At 46.3% G+C, this 18,171-nt stretch carries 20 protein-coding genes and 1 tRNA gene; 15 read left to right on the forward strand and 6 right to left on the reverse strand.

Going from position 1 to position 18,171, the window contains the following annotated elements; translation table 11 throughout:
* Positions 1–371 precede the first annotated feature (371 nt).
* From QUB04_RS18830 to QUB04_RS18865, 8 genes are all read left to right on the forward strand, one after another.
* A complete protein-coding gene (locus QUB04_RS18830) occupies positions 372–1,331 on the forward strand; it encodes a GNAT family N-acetyltransferase (RefSeq protein ID WP_333286634.1) in 960 nt (319 codons plus the stop codon).
* Between the two features lie 670 nt (positions 1,332–2,001).
* Complete coding sequence (locus QUB04_RS18835) at positions 2,002–2,202, forward strand: hypothetical protein (protein WP_333101629.1); 201 nt, start codon at positions 2,002–2,004, stop codon at positions 2,200–2,202.
* Positions 2,203–2,417: 215 nt separating this feature from the next.
* Positions 2,418–2,490, forward strand: a tRNA-Lys gene (locus QUB04_RS18840).
* Positions 2,491–2,620: 130 nt separating this feature from the next.
* Complete coding sequence (locus QUB04_RS18845; RefSeq protein ID WP_333286636.1) at positions 2,621–3,082, forward strand: hypothetical protein; 462 nt, start codon at positions 2,621–2,623, stop codon at positions 3,080–3,082.
* 211 nt (positions 3,083–3,293) lie between these two features.
* Complete coding sequence (locus QUB04_RS18850) at positions 3,294–4,733, forward strand: hypothetical protein (protein ID WP_333286637.1); 1,440 nt, start codon at positions 3,294–3,296, stop codon at positions 4,731–4,733.
* 82 nt (positions 4,734–4,815) lie between these two features.
* Positions 4,816–4,938, forward strand: coding sequence for a hypothetical protein (locus QUB04_RS18855; RefSeq protein ID WP_333286682.1), 123 nt, complete (start codon positions 4,816–4,818; stop codon positions 4,936–4,938).
* Between the two features lie 148 nt (positions 4,939–5,086).
* Entirely contained in the window at positions 5,087–5,260 is a 174-nt protein-coding gene (locus tag QUB04_RS18860) for a hypothetical protein (RefSeq protein WP_333286639.1), read from the forward strand.
* A gap of 58 nt (positions 5,261–5,318) precedes the next feature.
* On the forward strand, positions 5,319–5,945 hold the full coding sequence (locus tag QUB04_RS18865; RefSeq protein ID WP_333286641.1) for a Uma2 family endonuclease: 627 nt from the start codon (positions 5,319–5,321) through the stop codon (positions 5,943–5,945).
* Positions 5,946–6,018: 73 nt separating this feature from the next.
* Here QUB04_RS18865 and QUB04_RS18870 read toward each other — a convergent pair whose 3' ends face one another.
* The gene (locus tag QUB04_RS18870) at positions 6,019–6,273 is read right to left on the reverse strand and encodes a DUF433 domain-containing protein (RefSeq protein WP_333145284.1); all 255 of its coding nucleotides are present in this window, start codon (positions 6,271–6,273) and stop codon (positions 6,019–6,021) included.
* Between the two features lie 429 nt (positions 6,274–6,702).
* Here QUB04_RS18870 and QUB04_RS18875 point away from each other — a divergent pair, with 429 nt between their 5' ends.
* Positions 6,703–7,044 carry a hypothetical protein gene (locus QUB04_RS18875; RefSeq protein ID WP_015174354.1) on the forward strand — a complete coding sequence of 114 codons (342 nt, stop codon included), beginning with the start codon at positions 6,703–6,705 and terminating at the stop codon, positions 7,042–7,044.
* Between the two features lie 143 nt (positions 7,045–7,187).
* Here the strand turns inward: QUB04_RS18875 and QUB04_RS18880 are convergent, their stop codons facing one another.
* Positions 7,188–7,580 (reverse strand): DUF4189 domain-containing protein, encoded by a 393-nt coding sequence (locus tag QUB04_RS18880; protein ID WP_333286643.1) that lies wholly within the window; start codon positions 7,578–7,580, stop codon positions 7,188–7,190.
* Between the two features lie 153 nt (positions 7,581–7,733).
* On the opposite strand from QUB04_RS18880, the gene QUB04_RS18885 reads away from it, so the two are divergent.
* The 5 genes from QUB04_RS18885 to QUB04_RS18905 all read left to right on the forward strand — a co-directional run bounded on the left by QUB04_RS18885 (position 7,734) and on the right by QUB04_RS18905 (position 11,194).
* Positions 7,734–8,561 carry a hypothetical protein gene (locus tag QUB04_RS18885; RefSeq protein ID WP_333286645.1) on the forward strand — a complete coding sequence of 276 codons (828 nt, stop codon included), beginning with the start codon at positions 7,734–7,736 and terminating at the stop codon, positions 8,559–8,561.
* 40 nt (positions 8,562–8,601) lie between these two features.
* Positions 8,602–9,240 carry a ThiF family adenylyltransferase gene (locus QUB04_RS18890; protein WP_333286647.1) on the forward strand — a complete coding sequence of 213 codons (639 nt, stop codon included), beginning with the start codon at positions 8,602–8,604 and terminating at the stop codon, positions 9,238–9,240.
* Between the two features lie 129 nt (positions 9,241–9,369).
* A complete protein-coding gene (locus tag QUB04_RS18895) occupies positions 9,370–9,726 on the forward strand; it encodes a peptidoglycan-binding domain-containing protein (protein ID WP_333286649.1) in 357 nt (118 codons plus the stop codon).
* 143 nt (positions 9,727–9,869) lie between these two features.
* Positions 9,870–10,436 carry a DUF924 family protein gene (locus QUB04_RS18900; protein ID WP_333286651.1) on the forward strand — a complete coding sequence of 189 codons (567 nt, stop codon included), beginning with the start codon at positions 9,870–9,872 and terminating at the stop codon, positions 10,434–10,436.
* A gap of 233 nt (positions 10,437–10,669) precedes the next feature.
* Complete coding sequence (locus QUB04_RS18905; protein ID WP_333286653.1) at positions 10,670–11,194, forward strand: DUF6575 domain-containing protein; 525 nt, start codon at positions 10,670–10,672, stop codon at positions 11,192–11,194.
* Between the two features lie 159 nt (positions 11,195–11,353).
* Here QUB04_RS18905 and QUB04_RS18910 read toward each other — a convergent pair whose 3' ends face one another.
* Positions 11,354–12,700: a sorbosone dehydrogenase family protein gene (locus QUB04_RS18910; RefSeq protein WP_333286654.1), complete on the reverse strand. Its 1,347-nt coding sequence runs from the start codon at positions 12,698–12,700 to the stop codon at positions 11,354–11,356.
* Between the two features lie 354 nt (positions 12,701–13,054).
* Positions 13,055–13,555 carry an autotransporter gene (locus tag QUB04_RS18915; RefSeq protein WP_333286656.1) on the reverse strand — a complete coding sequence of 167 codons (501 nt, stop codon included), beginning with the start codon at positions 13,553–13,555 and terminating at the stop codon, positions 13,055–13,057.
* A gap of 669 nt (positions 13,556–14,224) precedes the next feature.
* Here QUB04_RS18915 and QUB04_RS18920 point away from each other — a divergent pair.
* Positions 14,225–14,860 (forward strand): L,D-transpeptidase, encoded by a 636-nt coding sequence (locus QUB04_RS18920; protein ID WP_333286658.1) that lies wholly within the window; start codon positions 14,225–14,227, stop codon positions 14,858–14,860.
* 517 nt (positions 14,861–15,377) lie between these two features.
* Here the strand turns inward: QUB04_RS18920 and QUB04_RS18925 are convergent.
* Together QUB04_RS18925 and QUB04_RS18930 are read right to left on the reverse strand one after the other, a co-directional pair.
* Positions 15,378–17,246, reverse strand: a complete 1,869-nt coding sequence (locus QUB04_RS18925) for a tetratricopeptide repeat protein (RefSeq protein ID WP_333286659.1) — start codon at positions 17,244–17,246, stop codon at positions 15,378–15,380.
* 72 nt (positions 17,247–17,318) lie between these two features.
* Positions 17,319–18,170, reverse strand: coding sequence for a Uma2 family endonuclease (locus QUB04_RS18930; protein ID WP_333286662.1), 852 nt, complete (start codon positions 18,168–18,170; stop codon positions 17,319–17,321).
* Position 18,171: the final 1 nt, after the last annotated feature.

Genomic DNA, 18,171 nt, shown 5'->3' on the forward strand with positions numbered 1-18,171 from the left:
GCGCACGGCTGTTTCATTCTCTTGTAGGGGCAATCCCTCGTGAAGAGCCCCGATATCTGAAGCCCCGATCCGCTCGTCTATGGGCTAAGCGGGCACTCTTGTCACCGCCCCTACAAAACCCTGGTTTTCCGTAGGGGCAATCCGACCCCTACTCCCCGTGGTAGCCCCGAAACAGCAACGTGCTAATTCAACTCCTTCTACTCGCATCCCAAATCCTGAACCTGAATTTATCGAAACTCGCGGCGGTTTGATGCGCCGGGGTGTTTGCGTGGTCGGATTTTTAATGTCAATCGGCTCATCCGATCGATAAAAGTGCGATCGCCCAAGCTATTTTTAAACTGAATAACAACAGGAAATGGTGATTAGCTATAATGGCAAATCTCTCGGCGCGCTGCTATGCGGGCGATCGCGATTTAGATGCGATCGCCCATTTAATCAATACTTGCGAAGAAGTCGATCGGCTCGATGAAGGCACTTCCATCTCGGAACTACAACAAGAATTTAACCAACTGTCCCTAGATGTAGCACGCGATATCCGCCTTTGGGAAGATGCGGAGGGAAAATTAATCGGTTTTGCTCAGTTGTCAGTTTCTGAGCCTGGGGAAGTAATTGACGGTTGGCTGTGGTTTCGCGTCCACCCGGAGGCGCGCGGAGGCGATGTGGAAGCAGCCGCGATCGCCTGGGGTGAAGTGCGGATGCGCGAAGTGTCTGCAATGCGGGGCGGGCGCGTGAAGCTGCGAACCTACGCTCGCGCTGAGGATTGCGATCGCATTTCTGTGCTGGGAAGTTGCGGTTTTAAGGTCGATCGCTATTTTTGCCGCATGGCGCGATCGCTCTCTGAACCGATCCCAGAACCGCACTTCCCCGAAGGTTTCGCGCTGCGTCAGTTCCCCGGCGAACAGGATGCCCCAGCTTGGGTAGAAATGTTCAACCAGTCGTTTATCGATCACTGGAATCATCACGATTTAACGGTGGATAAATTTAAGCACGAGTTAGCTAAACCCGATTACAGAAATGATTTAGACTTGATTGCTGTTGCTGATGACGGCACATTTGTCAGTTTTTGTTACTGCGAGATTAGTGTGCAAGAGTGCGATCGTACCGGGCGCAATGAAGGCTGGATTGCTTGTCTCGGCACTCGGCGCGGCTTCCGCAAAATGGGATTGGGACGAGCGATGTTGCTCGGTGGTTTGCATCGACTCAAAGCTGCCGGTGTGGCTACTGCTATTATCGGCGTCGATGCTGAAAATTCATCAGGTGCGATGCGACTTTACGAGTCTGCTGGCTTCCACAATATTCGCAACAGCATTTCCTATGTTAAGGATGTTTAATCGATATTTTTTGGTGAAACAACCCGGTTTCGGGCTACCCGTGCATAAGTCCTATCTAATTATGGGCGGGATCTCCTGCCCAACCCCTACTCCCCACAATCAAATTCATTCTTTGTGGAACAGGCATCTTGCCTGTTCCTGACAATAGTGCGAGATATCCGATCTAAAAAAACTTTTGCTACCCCCTTGACACTTATGTAGTATGCGTGTAGTATATAAATATGGAAAGCGCAGGACAAGCAAAAACCTGTATTTCTCGTGCAAATTCTGAACCTTGACAACTAAATATTGCTCAAAATTTCAATGAACATCAATTTGAAAGTCTTGTAACATAGACTCGATGGTCATGTTGTTACTTTATACGAGACTGTTCGGTTACAAACTGACTCTGTTAGAGTCAGATGTTGTACGAAATCAGTCTAATTTCAACGAATTTGATGCGGATTCAGAACAGACAAGTTCAGCCAGATTTCAATCAACCAAAAAGGCTGAGCAAATCCGCCAAATTAAACAAGCTTATCATTTAGAACGGCGCTTCTTTCAGTAAAGATTATCAGATTTCGTGAATCTTTACCGATACTGGCAATTTGCTAAGTCTCACAAAAAGCCAAAGTCGAGAGCAGATAAGCTACTAATCCAAAATCCAAAATTGCTCTAGGAGGTATCGGTAATGGTTCACATTCGTTTTGAAGGACGTTCCTACGATCTGGCCGAAGACCAACTGGGTATCGCGGCAGGAATGAGCGACAAGGCTATTAAGGAACGTCTGGCAAATCATTTTGATGTCAAGGGATCTCGCTTCGAGTCTTACGTTCTGGATCGCCGTCCCAGCGGTGATTTAATTGTCCGGCCAGAAGCTGTTTACGGCTAGAAATTCACTTAAAGCACGTATTAGACAGCGCACCCCAACTAAAGAAGCTTACAAACTAAAAACGTTCCACTTAAAATCGAATAGTAGGTTCAATTCCTACCTTTCGAGAGCGTGAAAAAAAGCTTCTCTGACTTGTGCGCTGCCTTTTATAGCTAAATTTTTTATATCTATCCGACGCTTAAAAGTTCCACTTCGCGCCCCAACAAAGGAAGCTTACATACTAGCTCATTGGTAGAGCAATTCCCTTTTAAGGAACTGGTCGCGGGTTCAACTCCTGCGTATGTGCCAACGGCTTTCTTGACTTGCGCGAAGTGACCTTTTAGGCGCTATAAACTCTTGTTGTTAATTCAGGATAATAATTAAGTAATCCTGTTTGTATTGAAGACTTCCGTCCTCAAAAATAAATTGGGTATTAGCCATGAGAAAAAAACTGGCAATTTACCGATCGCCCAAGGAGATAGACAGTCTGATTCATGCCTTCCAAGAAGGCAACCTGTCGCGAAGTCAATGGACGCACGAAGCACATTTAACCGTTGCCCTTTGGTATCTGTGTTATGACTCAGAGCAAGAAGCGATAAATGCGATTCGCAATGGCATTAAACGTTACAACTCGGCTCAAGGAATTGAAACCACAAAAAACAGCGGGTATCACGAAACACTAACCCTGTTTTGGGTGCGAACTATTCGCGGGTATCTCGCCGATGGAAGCCAAAATCGCTCGATCGTACATTTGGCTAACGGTTTGATTGCAAAATACGCCGATCGCACTTTACCCTTTCGCTACTACACGCGCGATCGGCTGATGTCTTGGGAAGCCCGAAATAGCTGGGTTGAACCAGACTTGAGAGCGATCGAATTAGAAACAGTTTCCCTGAAATAGTTAATTTAAAATCGCAGTTTTTGCCGCGCCCCAATCGCGAGAGCTTACATACAGACCCTATTAGGTTTAGCCATAGGTTTACTAAAAAAAAGCTCCCCAAACTTGCGCGGTGATTTTTAAATTTCACTTGCTAGCGTGCAACAACTGCCAACCACCGATTTTGAATACTTCTAAAATCCAAAATCCAAAATCGAATAGGAAGGTAACACCAATGAATATGAATACAGCAGAGCGCGATTTGCGTTTGGAAATGCTCAACAGCCTGCTGACAACTCCTCACCGCCAATTAGAAAAAGTAGCAGAAATCCACAAGTTAATTATCGAATTAGACCCAATATTTTACGGTCATTTAGCAGTCTGGTATCAGCGTCAAGGCGACGTGCGCGACCACAAGGAAGTTTTTGTCGGAAATTTGCTAACTTCGGCGCTGACGGAACACCGGGATGCCGGGTTTATGATGCTGCAAGAGTTCCCTCCCTACGAAGTTTCGCGGATTGTGGACTTTATGAAGCGGCACCAGAATAAGATGCCTCGCAGCGCGCGCACTGCTGTCACTCGCTATCTGAAATCGCGGGAAAAGAATGCACAGTTTTTCGATCGCGCCGCCATCCGCAACCGCAAGGCGATGAAGCATTTGTACGCAACGCTGCACGTCAAGCCGAGCGATCGCGCTAATGCTATTCTGTTTAAAGACAATCCGCCGGAAGACTCTCTGGCATTCGTTTTGAAGCAGTTGGCAAAGGCGGCGACACCTGCGGAACAGGCGAATTTGATTGTTGAGTACAAGATTCCGTATACGATCGCAGTTGGTGCGATCAAACAGCTAACGCCAACGGTTTTGGCGGCGCTGATTAACTCGATGTCGCCGCAGGAAGTTATCAACAATTTGAAATCGATTCAGTCGCGCGGCGCGATGGAACACCCGGAAGTCAAGCAGTTGATTGACTCGAAGCTGGATGAAGCGGCAAAGTGCGATCGGGTTTCTGCTTACAAAGCGAGTGTTGCGGGTGCGGGCGCGAACTTCGACGCAGCAACGGCGACGAAGCTGGAAGCGGTGACAAACGAACAGGTGAAGAAGCGCGGCAAGATTGCCAAAGCAACTGGTTTGTTGATTGACAAGTCGGGTTCAATGGAAAGTGCGATCGACGTTGGAAAGCGTCTCGCTGCTTTGATTTCCGGCATTTCCGAGGCTGCACTGTTCGTTTATGCCTTTGACACGATGCCGTATCCAGTGCAAGCAAACGGCAGCGAATTGACAGACTGGGAACGCGCTTTCAAGCACATTCGCGCTGGCGGCGGCACAAGTTGCGGTTGCGCGGTGGAAGCAATGCGAATTAAAAAGCAGGTTGTCGAGCAATTCATTATCGTAACAGATGAAGGCGAAAACGCTGCACCTTATTTTGCAGATACTTATCAGAGTTACTGCCGCAGTTTGGGGGTAATTCCTGATGTTGTGATTGTGCGAGTTGGTGCTTGGTGCGAATATGTCCAGAAGCAATTGAAGGACAAACAAGTATCGGTAGAAACCTTTACGTTTGCGGGTGATTATTACTCCTTACCGAATTTAGTGCCGATGTTGAGCCGTCCTTCGCGACTGGAATTGTTGATGGAAATTCTTGATACGTCACTGCCTGTGAGGGATGACAAGTGATATAATGGGGCATGGCTCGTGAGTTAAGCTCGCGGGCCATGCTCGCAAAGTTAGTGGGAGTTAGAATTGTAGGTCAACTGAGATTACATACACTGACGCTGAAGCAAATTTAGAAAATCTCTGCGATCGCGCTGTTGAAACTGGGGAAGTAATAATTATTACTAGACCTAACGGCAACAATGCAGTTTGGATTTCTGAGGTTTAATTAGGAATGAGAATTAAATAACTTACAATGCGTGATGGTTCTTGTGGGATGGGCGTCCCGCCCGTCCAGAAAGGGCGGGCTCTTAGGCCCAACCCCTACTCCCCACTTTCAAGAGTGTAAATTATTTAATTCGCGATCCTTAGAAAGTTTGCTAGAAACACTTTATTTGCTGAGATCGCCTGCCACTGTAACTCGTTTGTTAACGGCACTGAAGCGAGCTAAATCAAGACTCATTCAACCTCAGACACTTGATGAAATTTGCAAAAAATTTGGCATTAATGAAGAGGATGATAGTGAAAATGAGGTAGCGATCGCCAGTTAAATCATTGATGACAGAATCACAATCTTCTACTAGACTCTAAACTTGGGAGGCGCAGTTGGTGACTTCAATATTAATCAAAGATTTAGCAACCGAATTAGAGCTTTTCACCGAAGATCCCGTGGAAAGATTTATTACCAGCGGGGTAAGTTGGCAACAGTATGAACAAATACTGACTCAACTCGGAGATAGTCCTTGGTATCGCGTTACTTATTTAGATGAAGTGCTGGAAATTATGGCCCCAAGTCGCCGTCACGATCGAGATAAAACCAATATTGGGATGCTGCTAGAAGCGTATTTTCAAGAAACACGGACTCGGTTTTGGGGATTGGGTTCAACTACCTTCCGCATTCAAGCAAAAAAGGGCGGTACAGAACCGGACGAGTGCTATTGTATCGGTACAGAAAAAGAATTTCCTGATTTGGCGATCGAGGTTGTACTCAGCAGTGGCGGTTTGGACAAGTTAGCAGTTTACAAAAAGCTCGGAATCACAGAGGTTTGGTTCTGGAAAAATCGTCGCTTTGAGGTTTATCATCTTCGGGGAGAGGAATATGAAAAAATGCAGCAAAGCGAGTTGCTGCCGAATTTGGATTTATCAGTGATTGCAGAGTATGTACAACGGCCTGACCCCCTTGAGGCTGTGTTGGAGTTTCGGGAAAGAGTTAGAGAAAATTTAAGGGGAAGTTGAGATTTAATATCGTTCTTTACTAGCAAACATCTCCCTCAATATCCTCAAGCAACAACTTTTTACCTTTTTTCAATTATTCTCTAGTTTGATCAATAATTTCTTGTAATTCTGGATTAGCGATGGCTGAGACTAAGTGGGAATCCGCAGCAGCCAAAGCAGCGCGTAACTTTTCCGAAGTCAGTGCGGGATATTTTTCTAACACCTGCTGTTGAGTCCATCCCGCAGCAAAGAGCCCTAGCAAAAATTCTACAGACAATCGAGTTTCTGGCGCTGCTGGTTGACTTGTTGAAGCTTTCGGGTTTGGATGAATGAGCTTTCGCCAGTCCATTGTTTTAGTTAAACGATTTGGGAAGATTCCGCCGATTATACTGCATTTGGACACAGTAGAAACACGGGCATCGTTGACTGACTTTGTAACAGTGCCACCGCAGGTCATACCATGTTAGATTTTAGATTTTAGATTTTAGATTGGGAATCACTGATGAATTAAGGGTTTGAAGCTTGGCTAGACTCGCATTTTTTGGGAACTGGTGTCATTTCGCGATTTTGCCATTAAATTGTTATTACGATCGCAGTACAGCACTTTCTTATAGACTAGAGTAATGGGGTAGGGACGGGGCGAGATCCCTTTTTGCTTCAGTCCGTTTCAATACCAAACCGCGTTAGCGAAGGCCTCGAAGAGGATCGCACTATATCTCAACCCACTGTCTAACGAACTGTGCAACCCACAATACAACTACTTTAACTTCTTAAAACTATGGGAAAAAAGTCGAAAGCCAAAAAATCCCAGGTCAAAAAATCCAGTTTGCTCTGCCAGCGACTCCAAGAAGCTCTCGATCGAGGCAGTAAAGTTTGGATTAAAACAAATAATAGCAGTTTCGGCGGCATCCCGATTAATTTGTTCGGGGAGTTTGCGGAACTTTTGGTGATAGTTCCCCCTAACGAACAGGCGGAAAATATCGATGCTTACGGACAAGTTACGTGGCTGATTCGACTCTCTGATATTATTGCACTCGCTTACCCTACTGAATACTGGTCTAAAGATAGATTAGAAAGTTTGCTGCCACCAGATGCAGTTACTTCCGAAGTAGGAGATTAACTGCGTAGGGTGTGCATTGCGTACCCTAATTTTAGCTGAGTTGTATTTGGTATGGTGTGCATTGCACACCATACATTTACTATTTTTTAAGCTGTTTTAGCAGCCAACATATACACCTCTTCCACCGATTTTTATCAGTTTAATTAGTTGTTGCAAGCTGAAAGCTGCACTTTACAACTGCCGCCCTCTAGTTCGCTGCAACCGGCGAGAGCTTGAGCTTCTGCTGCGGCTTGATCGTCGCCCCAGCCCGCACCGGCTCCTCCTTTGCCTACTGCGATCGCTCCACAATTATTACTATTAGATGTCAGCGCTTCGCAGTCGTTAGCACCTCCGCTTTGTTCATTGCAGACGGCTACTGCAGCGTTTAGTGCTTCTTTCTCTGTAGCATGATCCCAACTAATACCAGTGGCGTCAGAAGTCGGAGAATAAGCAGTAGCTCCATAGCTGTCCTGAGCTTTAGCTACCTGGACTGAGCCAAAAAGAGGAAGTGTCAAAGCTGTGACTACAACCGACTTAGAAAAAAGCTTTTGCAGCATATTTACTTAAGATATTTACCAGGTTAAGTTGCGAGGTTCGCTCAATATTAGATTAGGAGATTAAGTCCTGTCAATAGTGTTAAACAATCTTTATATTTTTTTAAATTAAAAGTGTTTTAGGTAACAAAAAGTAAGATAACGGAGGTCAATTCAGTGGCAGATATCCGCAAAATCCTCAGCCAACTCGCTGCCCAAGAAGGGCAGCTACTCGATACCCAATTCCTGGCTCCATGCGTGCGCGGGGGAAGGGTGCGGGTAAGAGTTAGCTCAATGGTTTATACTTTTCTACCGCAGCCACGCAACTTGGAAGGATGGGCTATTTTTCAGCCTATTAATGAGAAAATTGCTGCGGTAATTGAGGAGCCAAGTTTGCCGCAAGTCGCCGAGTATTTGCAACTCCTCCTCCCCGTTCGCTTGCACTTGGCTTACGCGCTGCAAGGGCAAACGTGGCTGGCTTATCCTGTTAACGAATCTGATGCTAAACAGCGCACGGGTGTTGCGAAACCCGTACCAGTGTATTTAGTAACAGAAGGTTCGCAGTTTGAGCCGATTGTTGCGCGCTGGGACGGTCATTGTTTGTGGTTTGAAGAGATTGACAGGCGCGCCGAGCCGCTGCCTTCTGAGAAGTTAAAAGCAGCTTTAAAAAAGTTGATTTTGCCTCTAGAAGTTCGCTTTAAAGGGATGACGCCGGAAATGCGAACTGTTTACGAATTGGTGTCCCGAAATATTAAAGATTTCGATCCGAAAGTACGGGAAGAAAAGCGCTTGCAGCGGGCGTTGAAAATGGGCGGCGGTGAATTGCGGGATTTTTTCGATCGCGAAAATTATTGGCTGGTTGAATGGACTAGCGGGACTGGAGAACATCACACTTCTGCGATCGCCAAAAATGACTTGACAGTTATGAGTGCTGGCATTTGTCTCAGCGGATTGGACAAAGACTTCGACTTGCAATCATTAGTTGGAGTAGTTGAAGATAGATAGGAAATAATGACTACTGACTACTGACTACTGACTACTGACCATGAGCATATTTTTTCACGAACAACTTTACAGAAGTGCCGCAGTGATGTCGCAAATCAAAAATTTCCCGGTAACGGTGTGCGGCGCGGGCGCTTTGGGTGCGAATATTACAGAAAGTCTGGCGCGATCGGGCTTTTGTCAGTTAAAAGTCATCGATCGCGATCGCATCGAGGAACGCAACCTTTCCACTCAACCCTATTATCGATCGGACATCGGCGCATTCAAAGCCAAAATTCTCGCCAACAACCTCTACCGCGCTTTGGGAGTCAGCATTGACGCGCACTCAAAAGAATTGACACCCGCAAATGCCGATCGGCTGCTTGCTGTCAGCGCCACAGTCATCGATACTTTTGATAACAGTGTCGGGCGGCAAGCAGTCAAGGATTACTGTGCGAGTGCCTCCCTTCCCTGCGTGCACGTCGGATTAGCTGCCGATTACTCCGAAATAATTTGGAACGAACACTATCGGGTTCCTTCAGCGGCGAATGATGACGTTTGCGATTACCCGCTGGCGCGAAACTTGGTAATGCTGACGGTTGCAGTTGCCTGCGAAGTAATTGTTACCTTTGCTGCTACCAAACAGCAACAAAATTTAACTTGCACGATCGGAGATTTTGCAGTAAAGCCACTTATATTGTAGAATGTCGGTTGACTGTTGCCAGAAACCTGGTCAATCAAGATTGGATGCCCCCATCCTATAAACCCGGTTTCTCACCCTCAAACAATCGTCCAAATTACAAAAAACGCTTGAAAATTTAACAGGGAAAGTATGGCCGGAACACAGACTTTTTATTATTTACTAGCAATTCTCGCTCTATTAGTTTTGACGGGCACAAGTAGAGCCAACTATGCAGCAGGCTCCGCAGTTTGCTACACTGATGATTGCGATCGACCAGCAGTGAAACACCATAAAAGGATTTTAAAATGCGGCTCGAAAGGGCACGATGTGAAGAAACTGCAAAAGTTGTTGAACGCGCGGGGCTTGTCCCCACACCCGATCGTAATTGATGGCGTTTTCGGTCCGACAACCGAAAATGCAGTGAAAAGATTTCAGCGACAAGCGGATATTCCTGTAGACGGAGTTGTGGGAGGCAAAACTTGGGACAGACTGTTTGCTAGTTTGTAACTTTAAGCACCGGACAACAAATGTTCCTAAGTCATCATTGCTAATCATTAATCGCTGCGGTTTGTAGTTGGACAGATAGCGCATTTTGTGCAACTACAGACACAGAAGCTTTAATCAACAATCAATCGCATACTAGATTGCTAATGAATGAAGTTTTAGATTTTTGGTTTGGTCGATCGCACTCTCCTGAGTTTGGCAAAGTTCAAAAGAAATGGTTTGAAAAAGATGCGGATTTTGATGCCCAAGTGCGATGGCGCTTTCTGCCACAATACGAACTAGCCGCCTCCGGTAAACTCGACTCATGGCAAGATTCCCCCGACAACTGCCTCGCATTAATTATACTGCTCGATCAATTTCCGCGTAATATGTTTCGCGGAACGCCCCAAGCATTCGCCACAGACAGCAAAGCTTTAGCCACCGCCGAATACGCTGTTAATCATAACTTCGATCGCCAATTGCTGACTGTACAAAAATTATTTGTTTATCTGCCTTTTCAACACAGCGAAAATTTAGAAAACCAGCAAAAATCTGTCGAACTATTTCGCCAACTCAGCGGCGAACCTGACAGCGATTCACTCATTGAATACGCGATGCAGCATTTGGAAATAATCGAGCGTTTTGGGAGATTTCCCCACCGCAATCAAATTCTCGGCCGCGAAACAACTCCCGAAGAAGCCGAGTTTCTCAAACAACCCGGTTCGGGATTTTAAAGGGCGATCGCAAAACCTTTAGGCTACTTAAATTATCAATATGTGCTTCAAACACCAAGAATATATGGCAATACGCTTGGGTTAAAACTGTTTATTACTCGGAGATCCCCCTAAATCCCCCTTCTTAAGGGGGACGCAAGAGTAAGTTCTTGTCCCCCCCTTCGTAGGGGCGGTGCCCCCGTGCCCGCCCTTGGCTAGGGGGGATCGGGCTTAACTGAACCGTATTGGAATATATGGAACAATTAATAGGATTTAAACTAAGTAAATTTCCTCTAACTCTCAGGAGCATAGTCAATTTAGAGTATTTCGACGGCCCGCTACTATCGCTTTTTGAGAATGAATACGGCGATAGCTATCTTTATTCTTGGTGCGATGTAGATAATTTGTACAATCGCTGGTTGGTTTTCAGAGTTGCACAACTAACTCTCAAGCTTTACATAGAGGGACAAGTTTCATTGCACGAGTTAATTGTAAATCCTGTTGACGGATTTCTCTATTCATTAGATATAGACAATGATTTACAGGTAAAAAACACTTATTTAATTCTGCCTGAAAATTTACCGACAATCTACTTGCCAGAAACAGATTCCTATTACGAACTGTCTGATTTAAATCAATACGGTTTAGTTAAGCCCGATCCCCCCTTAGCTTGCCCCCTACTCCCCCTTAAGAAGGGGGGGACAAGAGCTTACTCTTGCGTCCCCCAACAATCAGGGGGATTTAGGGGGATCTCGGCCGGAATAAACAGTTTTAACTGAACCGTCTTGTGATTTAAATCGCGAAACTGCGGAAGAAGATAGGTTATTAATTTTTCAAAAAAATTCCGGCGAATCTCAACTTAGCAAGGTTTGAAGCTGACTAAAAAACCAGAGCCCCGACTTCTTGAAAAAGTCGGTATCTAATAGATCGCCCAATCCTCAGCGGCGATACTGCACCCGATAAATCCGGTTGTTCGCTTCCTCAGTAAACAGCAAACTCCCGTCAGGTAAAACCAGCAAACCAACCGGCCTCCCCCAAGTTTTCGGGCCCGACGGATCTGTCAGAAAACCAGTCAGAAAATCCTCATAATAACCTTGAGGGCGTCCGTTCGCCGCATTAAAAGGTACAAACACGATTTTATAACCAGTTCCAGCGTTCCGGTTCCAACTGCCGCGAAACGCCACAAATGCCCCGTTGAGAAATCTTTTGGGAAACGTTTTGCCGTCGTAAAACTGAAGCCCCAAAGCCGCCGAGTGCGCCTGAAACAGCACGTCTGGCATTAATGTTTTAGCCGCTAAATCAGGTCGATCGCTATTGCCATTTCTGGAGTGGCGCGGGTCGAGCAAATTCGGCTTAAAATAAGTGTAAGGCCAGCCGTAAAACTCGCCTTGACGAATTCTTGTCAAGTAATCCGGCACCAAATCATCTCCCAAACCGTCGCGTTCGTTGACTGTCGTGTAGAGTTGATTGGTTTTTGGGTGAAAATCCAATCCCACCGGATTTCGCAACCCTGAAGCAAAAATTTGCTGGTTCTTGCCGTCCAAATTCATGACTTGAACAGACGCCCTCGGCAGCGGTTCGACATCGGCATTAGACTGCGATCCAACTGAGACGAAAAGCTTGCTATTGTCGGGGGAAACGACAACATTTCGCGTCCAGTGTTGGTTGTAGCCGCCGCCCGGTAAATCGGCAATTTTTTGACCAGTACCTGTTAATTGTTCCTGCCCTTTTGTGTAGGGAAATCGGCGGACTTCAGCGGTATTTCCGAGGAAAAAATAGCGATCGGCAAAAGCCATGCCAAAGGGAATATTTAACCCGTTTTGGGCACTTGCAAAAGTCTTGCGAACCTCAGCAACCCCGTCGCCGTTGGCATCTCGCAACAGCGTAATCCGATTCTGCCGGGTTTCTGTTACCAAAACATCGCCTGTCGGCGTCACAGCTAGCCATCGGGGAGCGTCTAAATTGTCAGCAAAAACGTTGACGACAAAGCCAGGAGGCACTCGCAGCACTGGCGATGCGGGAATCGGTATTACTTGAGGAGGTTTTGAGGCGCTTTCGCTGGCTCCTGGCTGCGGCAAAGCAGTTGCAACAATACGGATTGGCTGCGGCGACAGCGGTTTGGTCGGTACAATTTGATTTGTCCCAACATTTCCCAGCGGTGCACGGGAGGGAATTTGCGACACGGGGCCGTTGTCGCCCACAGCAGGGGATCTCGCATCTGTAGCTCGATCGCACGCAATCATCGGCAACAGCAGAATTAGCAGCAAGAAACGCAGGTAATACATAGCAGCGATTTCTCCACAATTGCTGGACAATTCTATTATTCTAACTGCTATTCAACAGCTAAGCCACCGCCGGCGCGGTGGCTTAATTCCATTTACTGATACCAGTTGTACAAAACAATGCAACTGTAGGCCTGTGCTCCAAACTTTGAGCTCGATCAGTCAATCGATTTTAGATTTTAGATTTTAGATTTTAGATTGAAGAAAGCGACCCCACTGATAACTCCGAGGGCTGGCGATTTGGATTCGAGCTTTTTTCTCGCTCCACGAATGAATCACGCGGCTGGTGACCACATTGCTTTTGGTCATTCCTATCGAAAATCAAAAATCTCAAATCGAAAATGGTATAGCCTAGCTCTACCAAAGTCCTCTCACAGGAGCCGGACGGGGAGCCGGAGCCGGAATTGGACGGGGAGCCGGACGAGGAGCCGGAGCCGGAGCCGGACGAGGAGCCGGACGCGGTGGCGGTTCTGGGGCCGGACGCGGTGCCGGTGCTGGGGTTGCGGGACGAGCAACCGTTGTGGCTACCACCTTATAATCGGGGATCACGGCGATATTTTGTATCTGAGAGCCGGCGACGGTGGCTCTGACTTTCATTCCCGGTACTAGGCCAATAATTCTCAGGACGCATCTTTGAACCCTGAGAGTCCTGTACGGCGCGCTTTCTTCGCGAATAGTTACTACATCGCCGACAATACTTTTGACAAAACCGACAATGGTTGTAGTGTTTGCTGTTGTGGTGGTCTGCGTTTGGGCTATTTGAGTTGCAGGGTTAGCCATCGCAGGATTTACTGAGACCGCCGAAATGACCACCGACAGTGTTGCACCTGTCAATAATTTGATGTTCTGAAGACGCATTGAAACCTCACATTAACTGCTATTCAGGGTCGGGTTTGCTTCCGCTGCACGAAAGTCCCAACCTCTATACCTAATCCAGTTTAATCCCCAGAGTAGGAAATTTATGACAATCTCAAAAAAAGATTATCGAACAAGTATTGAAAGACTAAATTTTACATCATAAGTTCCCGATTTACAACAAGTTCAGCGGTTGGCATCTCTAGAGTGTTGCCGTGATATATTGAGTTTATTCGATCGACCGTAGCAGTTTTTTTCCGCAGGCCTAACTGTTGCTGGGAGGAACTCTACCTAAAGACAGATTGTGCTTGCCGGATACAGCACCGCCATAGTTTGAATAGTCGATCGCCCGCTGGCCATTCCTAAAAAATCAAATTAGTCGGAGGGAAAATTTAATCATTTTCTTGCAAGATTTACGCAGAAACCGGGTTTTTTAACGACATTCTATTGCGTAACTCCACTGGGCAGCTTATAAAAACCTTGTGGTTTTGGTATTATTGGCTAAGCTTTGTGTTGAGTTACAAGTTATCAGTGGTGGAATTTCAACTAAAAACTGTGCCGCGCAGTTGCGGTCAAAAAGCATCTCAAAATTTTTCCGATCGGGTGCGGTTGGCGGATAATTAGATCGGAACTTTGTAGGAACTGCTGGTTAGGAGTTTAGCGAACAAAAAAATGGTGAACAGCAAATTTTTATTTAATAAGCTAATTGTGCTTAGCTTGAGTGCAGCCGCGCTGTCGGTGGGCATACAGCAGCAGGCGACTGCCGAAGTGGAGGCTAATTCAAGTAATAGTGCGATCGCAGCGCAGCGGCCCACATCCGAGACAAAATTGCCGAATCTCGGAACCCCAGAACTACCGCCATTGGGAGAACCATTTCGTTATCTTCCCCAGGAACCAAATCCGGCGGTAAATCCTATTGAGGAAGTGCGTTTAGTGCTGAAATTGCGAGAACGCCGCGTCTATGTTTACCGACAAAATAAGGTGCAAACCAGTTTCCCGGTTGCTGTGGGAAAAGGCGGGTGGGAAACTCCTACAGGCAATTTTAAAGTTATGCAAATGATCAAAGATCCAGTTTGGCAAAATCCTTGGACAGGAGAACTTATTCCTGCTGGGCCAGACAATCCATTAGGGAGTAGGTGGATGGGGTTTTGGACGGATGGCAAGAATGTGATTGGTTTTCATGGTACTCCGAATCCAGAGTCGATCGGGGGGGCGGCTTCTCACGGCTGCGTCAGAATGTTTGACAAAGATGCACAGGCTTTATTTGAGAAAGTCGCCGTTGGTACACCGGTGATAGTTGAGCATTAGTTATTTGGAGATTGGGGTGCATCAAAATATCCAGGAACAGGCTTTCCGGCCTGTTCCACAAAAATTCAATACAGGCAAGATGCCTGTTCCACAAAAATTCAATTTTCTTGTGGGGAGTAGGGGTTGGGCAGGAGAGCCCGCCCATGAAATACTAATTGATAATGGTGATTTTCGGCGAGTTAGAACTTACACCTTAAACCTCTGTCAGCAACAGGCTTTCCGGCCTGTTCCACAACAAAGAGTTATATCATGTCCGGTCGATTCCCTCCGCTTCGCTTCGCCCGAAATCAGGTATGGGCGGGTAAACCTGCCAATATCTGCCAATAATTGACAATCTCAAAAACCCGCCCGGCCGGGATATTATGGTTAATCGATCGGACATGATATGATAATTCCCGGCGATTGAAATCGCGGCTACACATACAAAGTCCGCCTGCGCGGACTGAAGAATTTCTTAGTCCGCGTAGGCGGACTTCGTTTGTATAGTAGCGGTTTCAACCGCCGAGCGATTTTGATATTAGATAGATTGCTGATATTTTTCCAGCAACTCCGGGATGTAATCGTAGCCATCAACACCGATCGCCGGAATGATATTCGCTCGACTTTTCGCCAAAGCTTGTTTAAAAGATTCCGCCCCCATTTGACCCCGCAAAATTGTCAACAAACCAGCCGATTGACGCCACTCCATCGCACCAATTTGCTCCAAAGTATACATCCCCAAACTGCCCGCAAATATCGCTTTTTCTAGTGAGTTGATTCTGTAATAAGCTTGAGCCAAGTAAGCCAAATTCAGACCTTGCAAATATAAATCCCCTGAGAATTGAGCCGCTTGCCAACCTTTGAGCAAATATTCGATCGCACCTTCAGCATTTTCCAGGGCGATTTTAGCAATACCAAGACTGCTGGAACAAAAAGCTTGACTTTGCCTGTCTCCCAATTTTTCCGATAGCAACAAACCTTGTTCCAAATAACCGATCGCACTCTCATAAACTTCCGGTTCCACCTCCTCCAACTGCCGCGCTTGAAACACTTCACTGTAACCCAAATTAGCCAGAGCATTTGCCTCGCCTTGTCGCTCTCCCGCTTGTCGTGCCATAATTAAAGCCCGCTGGCTGTAATTAATCGCTTCCTGATAATTTTTTTGAGCAACATAGTTGCGGCTGATGTGATTGAGATTGGCAACTTCGCAAGCTTTGTCTCTTTCCATGCGGGCAATTTCCAGCGCTTGCTTGTGCAGCAAGAGCGATCGCTCGTAGGCCCCAGCCGCCTGCATCGAATAACCCAAAAGCGTCAGAATCCGAGCTTTCGCTTGAGTGCCTTCAACTCGGCGCAGCGGTTCATCTAAATAATCCAAAGTATGACGCAGAGCTTTACCATCAAACGAAGCAAAAATCCCGCCGTAAAGTGGAAAGTATTCTCGCTGAGAAAAAGCGCGCAAAATTTGCAAAGTTACTTGAAAACAAGCATTTGCCAACTGCTCCCCGCTCTTGGTAGAATTATTAAACCCACTAGCTAGCTGACTCCAAATTACCGCAAAAGTAATGTAAGTAGAAATTGAAGCTTTTGTTGACACTTTGGAATCGTAAACTTGCTTGTCAAACCATGTCGCCAACGCCCGCTGCAAGCACTGCAATATAATCGCCACTTCCACCAATATGCCTAAATCTAAATTCGATTGCTGGGCTGCGAATTGAACTACAGATTCACCTAGCGCAATAGTATTCAAAAGAGCCTGGGGAAAGGGACTGTTAACTTTTTTGGCCCAAAAAGCCCAAGGCCCATTTTGTTCGGGACTACCGGCAAATCCTAGCTGCTGCGGCTGATAAATCCAGCCCACAAGTTCCGGTTCCAAACGCTGCCAAGATTCTAAACCTTTGGCGATGCCGGCGGTGATTTGCAGCAAATCTTGTTCGGTTTCGGGATTAGAAGTTTGCAGCATTTGTTGGTGCAGAGATTTTGCCAATTGCTGCAATTGAGCCAGAGTCAGCGGATGTTCTTTATTCGGATCGATTACTTGTAATAATGCCAGGAGGCGGGCGTTAGATTCGGCGGTAACGATTTGTTGGATTGAGGATGCAATTGCGCGATCGACGCGGTTATCTTTCTGCCAGCGTTCCCATTCTCCTTGGATGGTTTTGAGAGCTCGGAGGGTGCGATTTGCCTTTGCTTGTTTGATTTCGTCTTTTTCATTTCTGAGTTGATTTTCGGCGGCATCAAGGCGTTCGCCGAAACAGCGTTCAAATATTTCGCCGGTACCGGTGCTAATGTCTTGCACCAGCATTTGATAAACTTGTTCTTTGGAGCGAATTTGACCTTTGAGGGTGATTTCGACAATTTTGTCGATTAGTGCTAGGTAGCGATCGCGCAATGAGGTAGATTCAGGCATAATTTATTTTTAGTTAATAAGTTTTTATCGACAGCGCTTGCAGCTTGCACAATTTCATGCTGCTATTTAATTTTACAGCTCATCTGGATTAATGCCCATTGCTCGGAGTCGATCGGCTAAACGATTTGCTCGCTCTCTTTCTGATTCAGCTCGTTGCCTTTCAAACTCGGCTCGTTGCCTTTCTGATTCAGCTTGCTGTCTTTCAATTTCAGCTTGCTGCCTTTCAAACTCGGCTCGTTGGCTTTCCAATTGAGCTCGCTGTCTTTCAAATTCTTCTGGAGTCAGAATCAAATTGCCATTAATATCATACCAGCGCAACCACAACCTTTGATTTTGCAGGAAAGCACCTTCCCACAAACCCAAACTTAACTGTATTTCCGGTATCCAAAATCGAGAACCTGTTAACAATTGTTCGCGGTAACGGTTGCCAATTAACCGAAATACCCTCAATTGGTTGTTGTATTTGCTAAAAACAAAGTAATAAGGAATCTTCAAAATTATTTCGTAAACCTGCCACTTAGTCGGCGGTTTGTTTGGTTCTGATTCTGTCAGTCCTAAATCTTCATCTTCCGTACCAGGTGACAGAAATTCGATCGCAATTAAAGGAGTTACGGCTTCGTCCCAAATCACGTAACTTTGGCGCAAGTCTCTGTCTTGGTAAAATCTCGAAACCCCCACAACTAAATACCAATCGGGTCTTTTGTACCAATTGGGATGGTTGGAGTCGTAGTATAGATTGAGATCGCTGGCCGAGAAGAGGCGATCGGGTGGATAATTAGAGGGGAGGCAGCTATCGCACAAAAGTTGTGCTTGCCACCGGTGATATTCGTCAGGCAAACCAGGCTCCTCCGGGTCTTCACTGGGTAGATCGTACATCGTCGGCAGCACTTTTCTTGGGGAAGATTGCGAATCTGGTATGTACATT

It is taken from the genome of Microcoleus sp. D2_18a_B4 (assembly GCF_036702475.1).
Taxonomy (GTDB): Bacteria; Cyanobacteriota; Cyanobacteriia; order Cyanobacteriales; family Microcoleaceae; genus Microcoleus.

Coding starts and splice junctions, on each gene's coding strand:
- QUB04_RS18830 (WP_333286634.1), top strand. CDS start 372: ATGGCAAATCTCTCGGCGCGCTGCTATGCGGGCGATCGCGATTTAGAT.
- QUB04_RS18835 (WP_333101629.1), top strand. CDS start 2,002: ATGGTTCACATTCGTTTTGAAGGACGTTCCTACGATCTGGCCGAAGAC.
- QUB04_RS18845 (WP_333286636.1), top strand. CDS start 2,621: ATGAGAAAAAAACTGGCAATTTACCGATCGCCCAAGGAGATAGACAGT.
- QUB04_RS18850 (WP_333286637.1), top strand. CDS start 3,294: ATGAATATGAATACAGCAGAGCGCGATTTGCGTTTGGAAATGCTCAAC.
- QUB04_RS18870 (WP_333145284.1), bottom strand. CDS start 6,273: ATGGACTGGCGAAAGCTCATTCATCCAAACCCGAAAGCTTCAACAAGT.
- QUB04_RS18875 (WP_015174354.1), top strand. CDS start 6,703: ATGGGAAAAAAGTCGAAAGCCAAAAAATCCCAGGTCAAAAAATCCAGT.
- QUB04_RS18880 (WP_333286643.1), bottom strand. CDS start 7,580: ATGCTGCAAAAGCTTTTTTCTAAGTCGGTTGTAGTCACAGCTTTGACA.
- QUB04_RS18890 (WP_333286647.1), top strand. CDS start 8,602: ATGAGCATATTTTTTCACGAACAACTTTACAGAAGTGCCGCAGTGATG.
- QUB04_RS18895 (WP_333286649.1), top strand. CDS start 9,370: ATGGCCGGAACACAGACTTTTTATTATTTACTAGCAATTCTCGCTCTA.
- QUB04_RS18900 (WP_333286651.1), top strand. CDS start 9,870: ATGAATGAAGTTTTAGATTTTTGGTTTGGTCGATCGCACTCTCCTGAG.
- QUB04_RS18905 (WP_333286653.1), top strand. CDS start 10,670: ATGGAACAATTAATAGGATTTAAACTAAGTAAATTTCCTCTAACTCTC.
- QUB04_RS18910 (WP_333286654.1), bottom strand. CDS start 12,700: ATGTATTACCTGCGTTTCTTGCTGCTAATTCTGCTGTTGCCGATGATT.
- QUB04_RS18915 (WP_333286656.1), bottom strand. CDS start 13,555: ATGCGTCTTCAGAACATCAAATTATTGACAGGTGCAACACTGTCGGTG.
- QUB04_RS18920 (WP_333286658.1), top strand. CDS start 14,225: ATGGTGAACAGCAAATTTTTATTTAATAAGCTAATTGTGCTTAGCTTG.
- QUB04_RS18925 (WP_333286659.1), bottom strand. CDS start 17,246: ATGCCTGAATCTACCTCATTGCGCGATCGCTACCTAGCACTAATCGAC.
- QUB04_RS18930 (WP_333286662.1), bottom strand. CDS start 18,170: ATGTACATACCAGATTCGCAATCTTCCCCAAGAAAAGTGCTGCCGACG.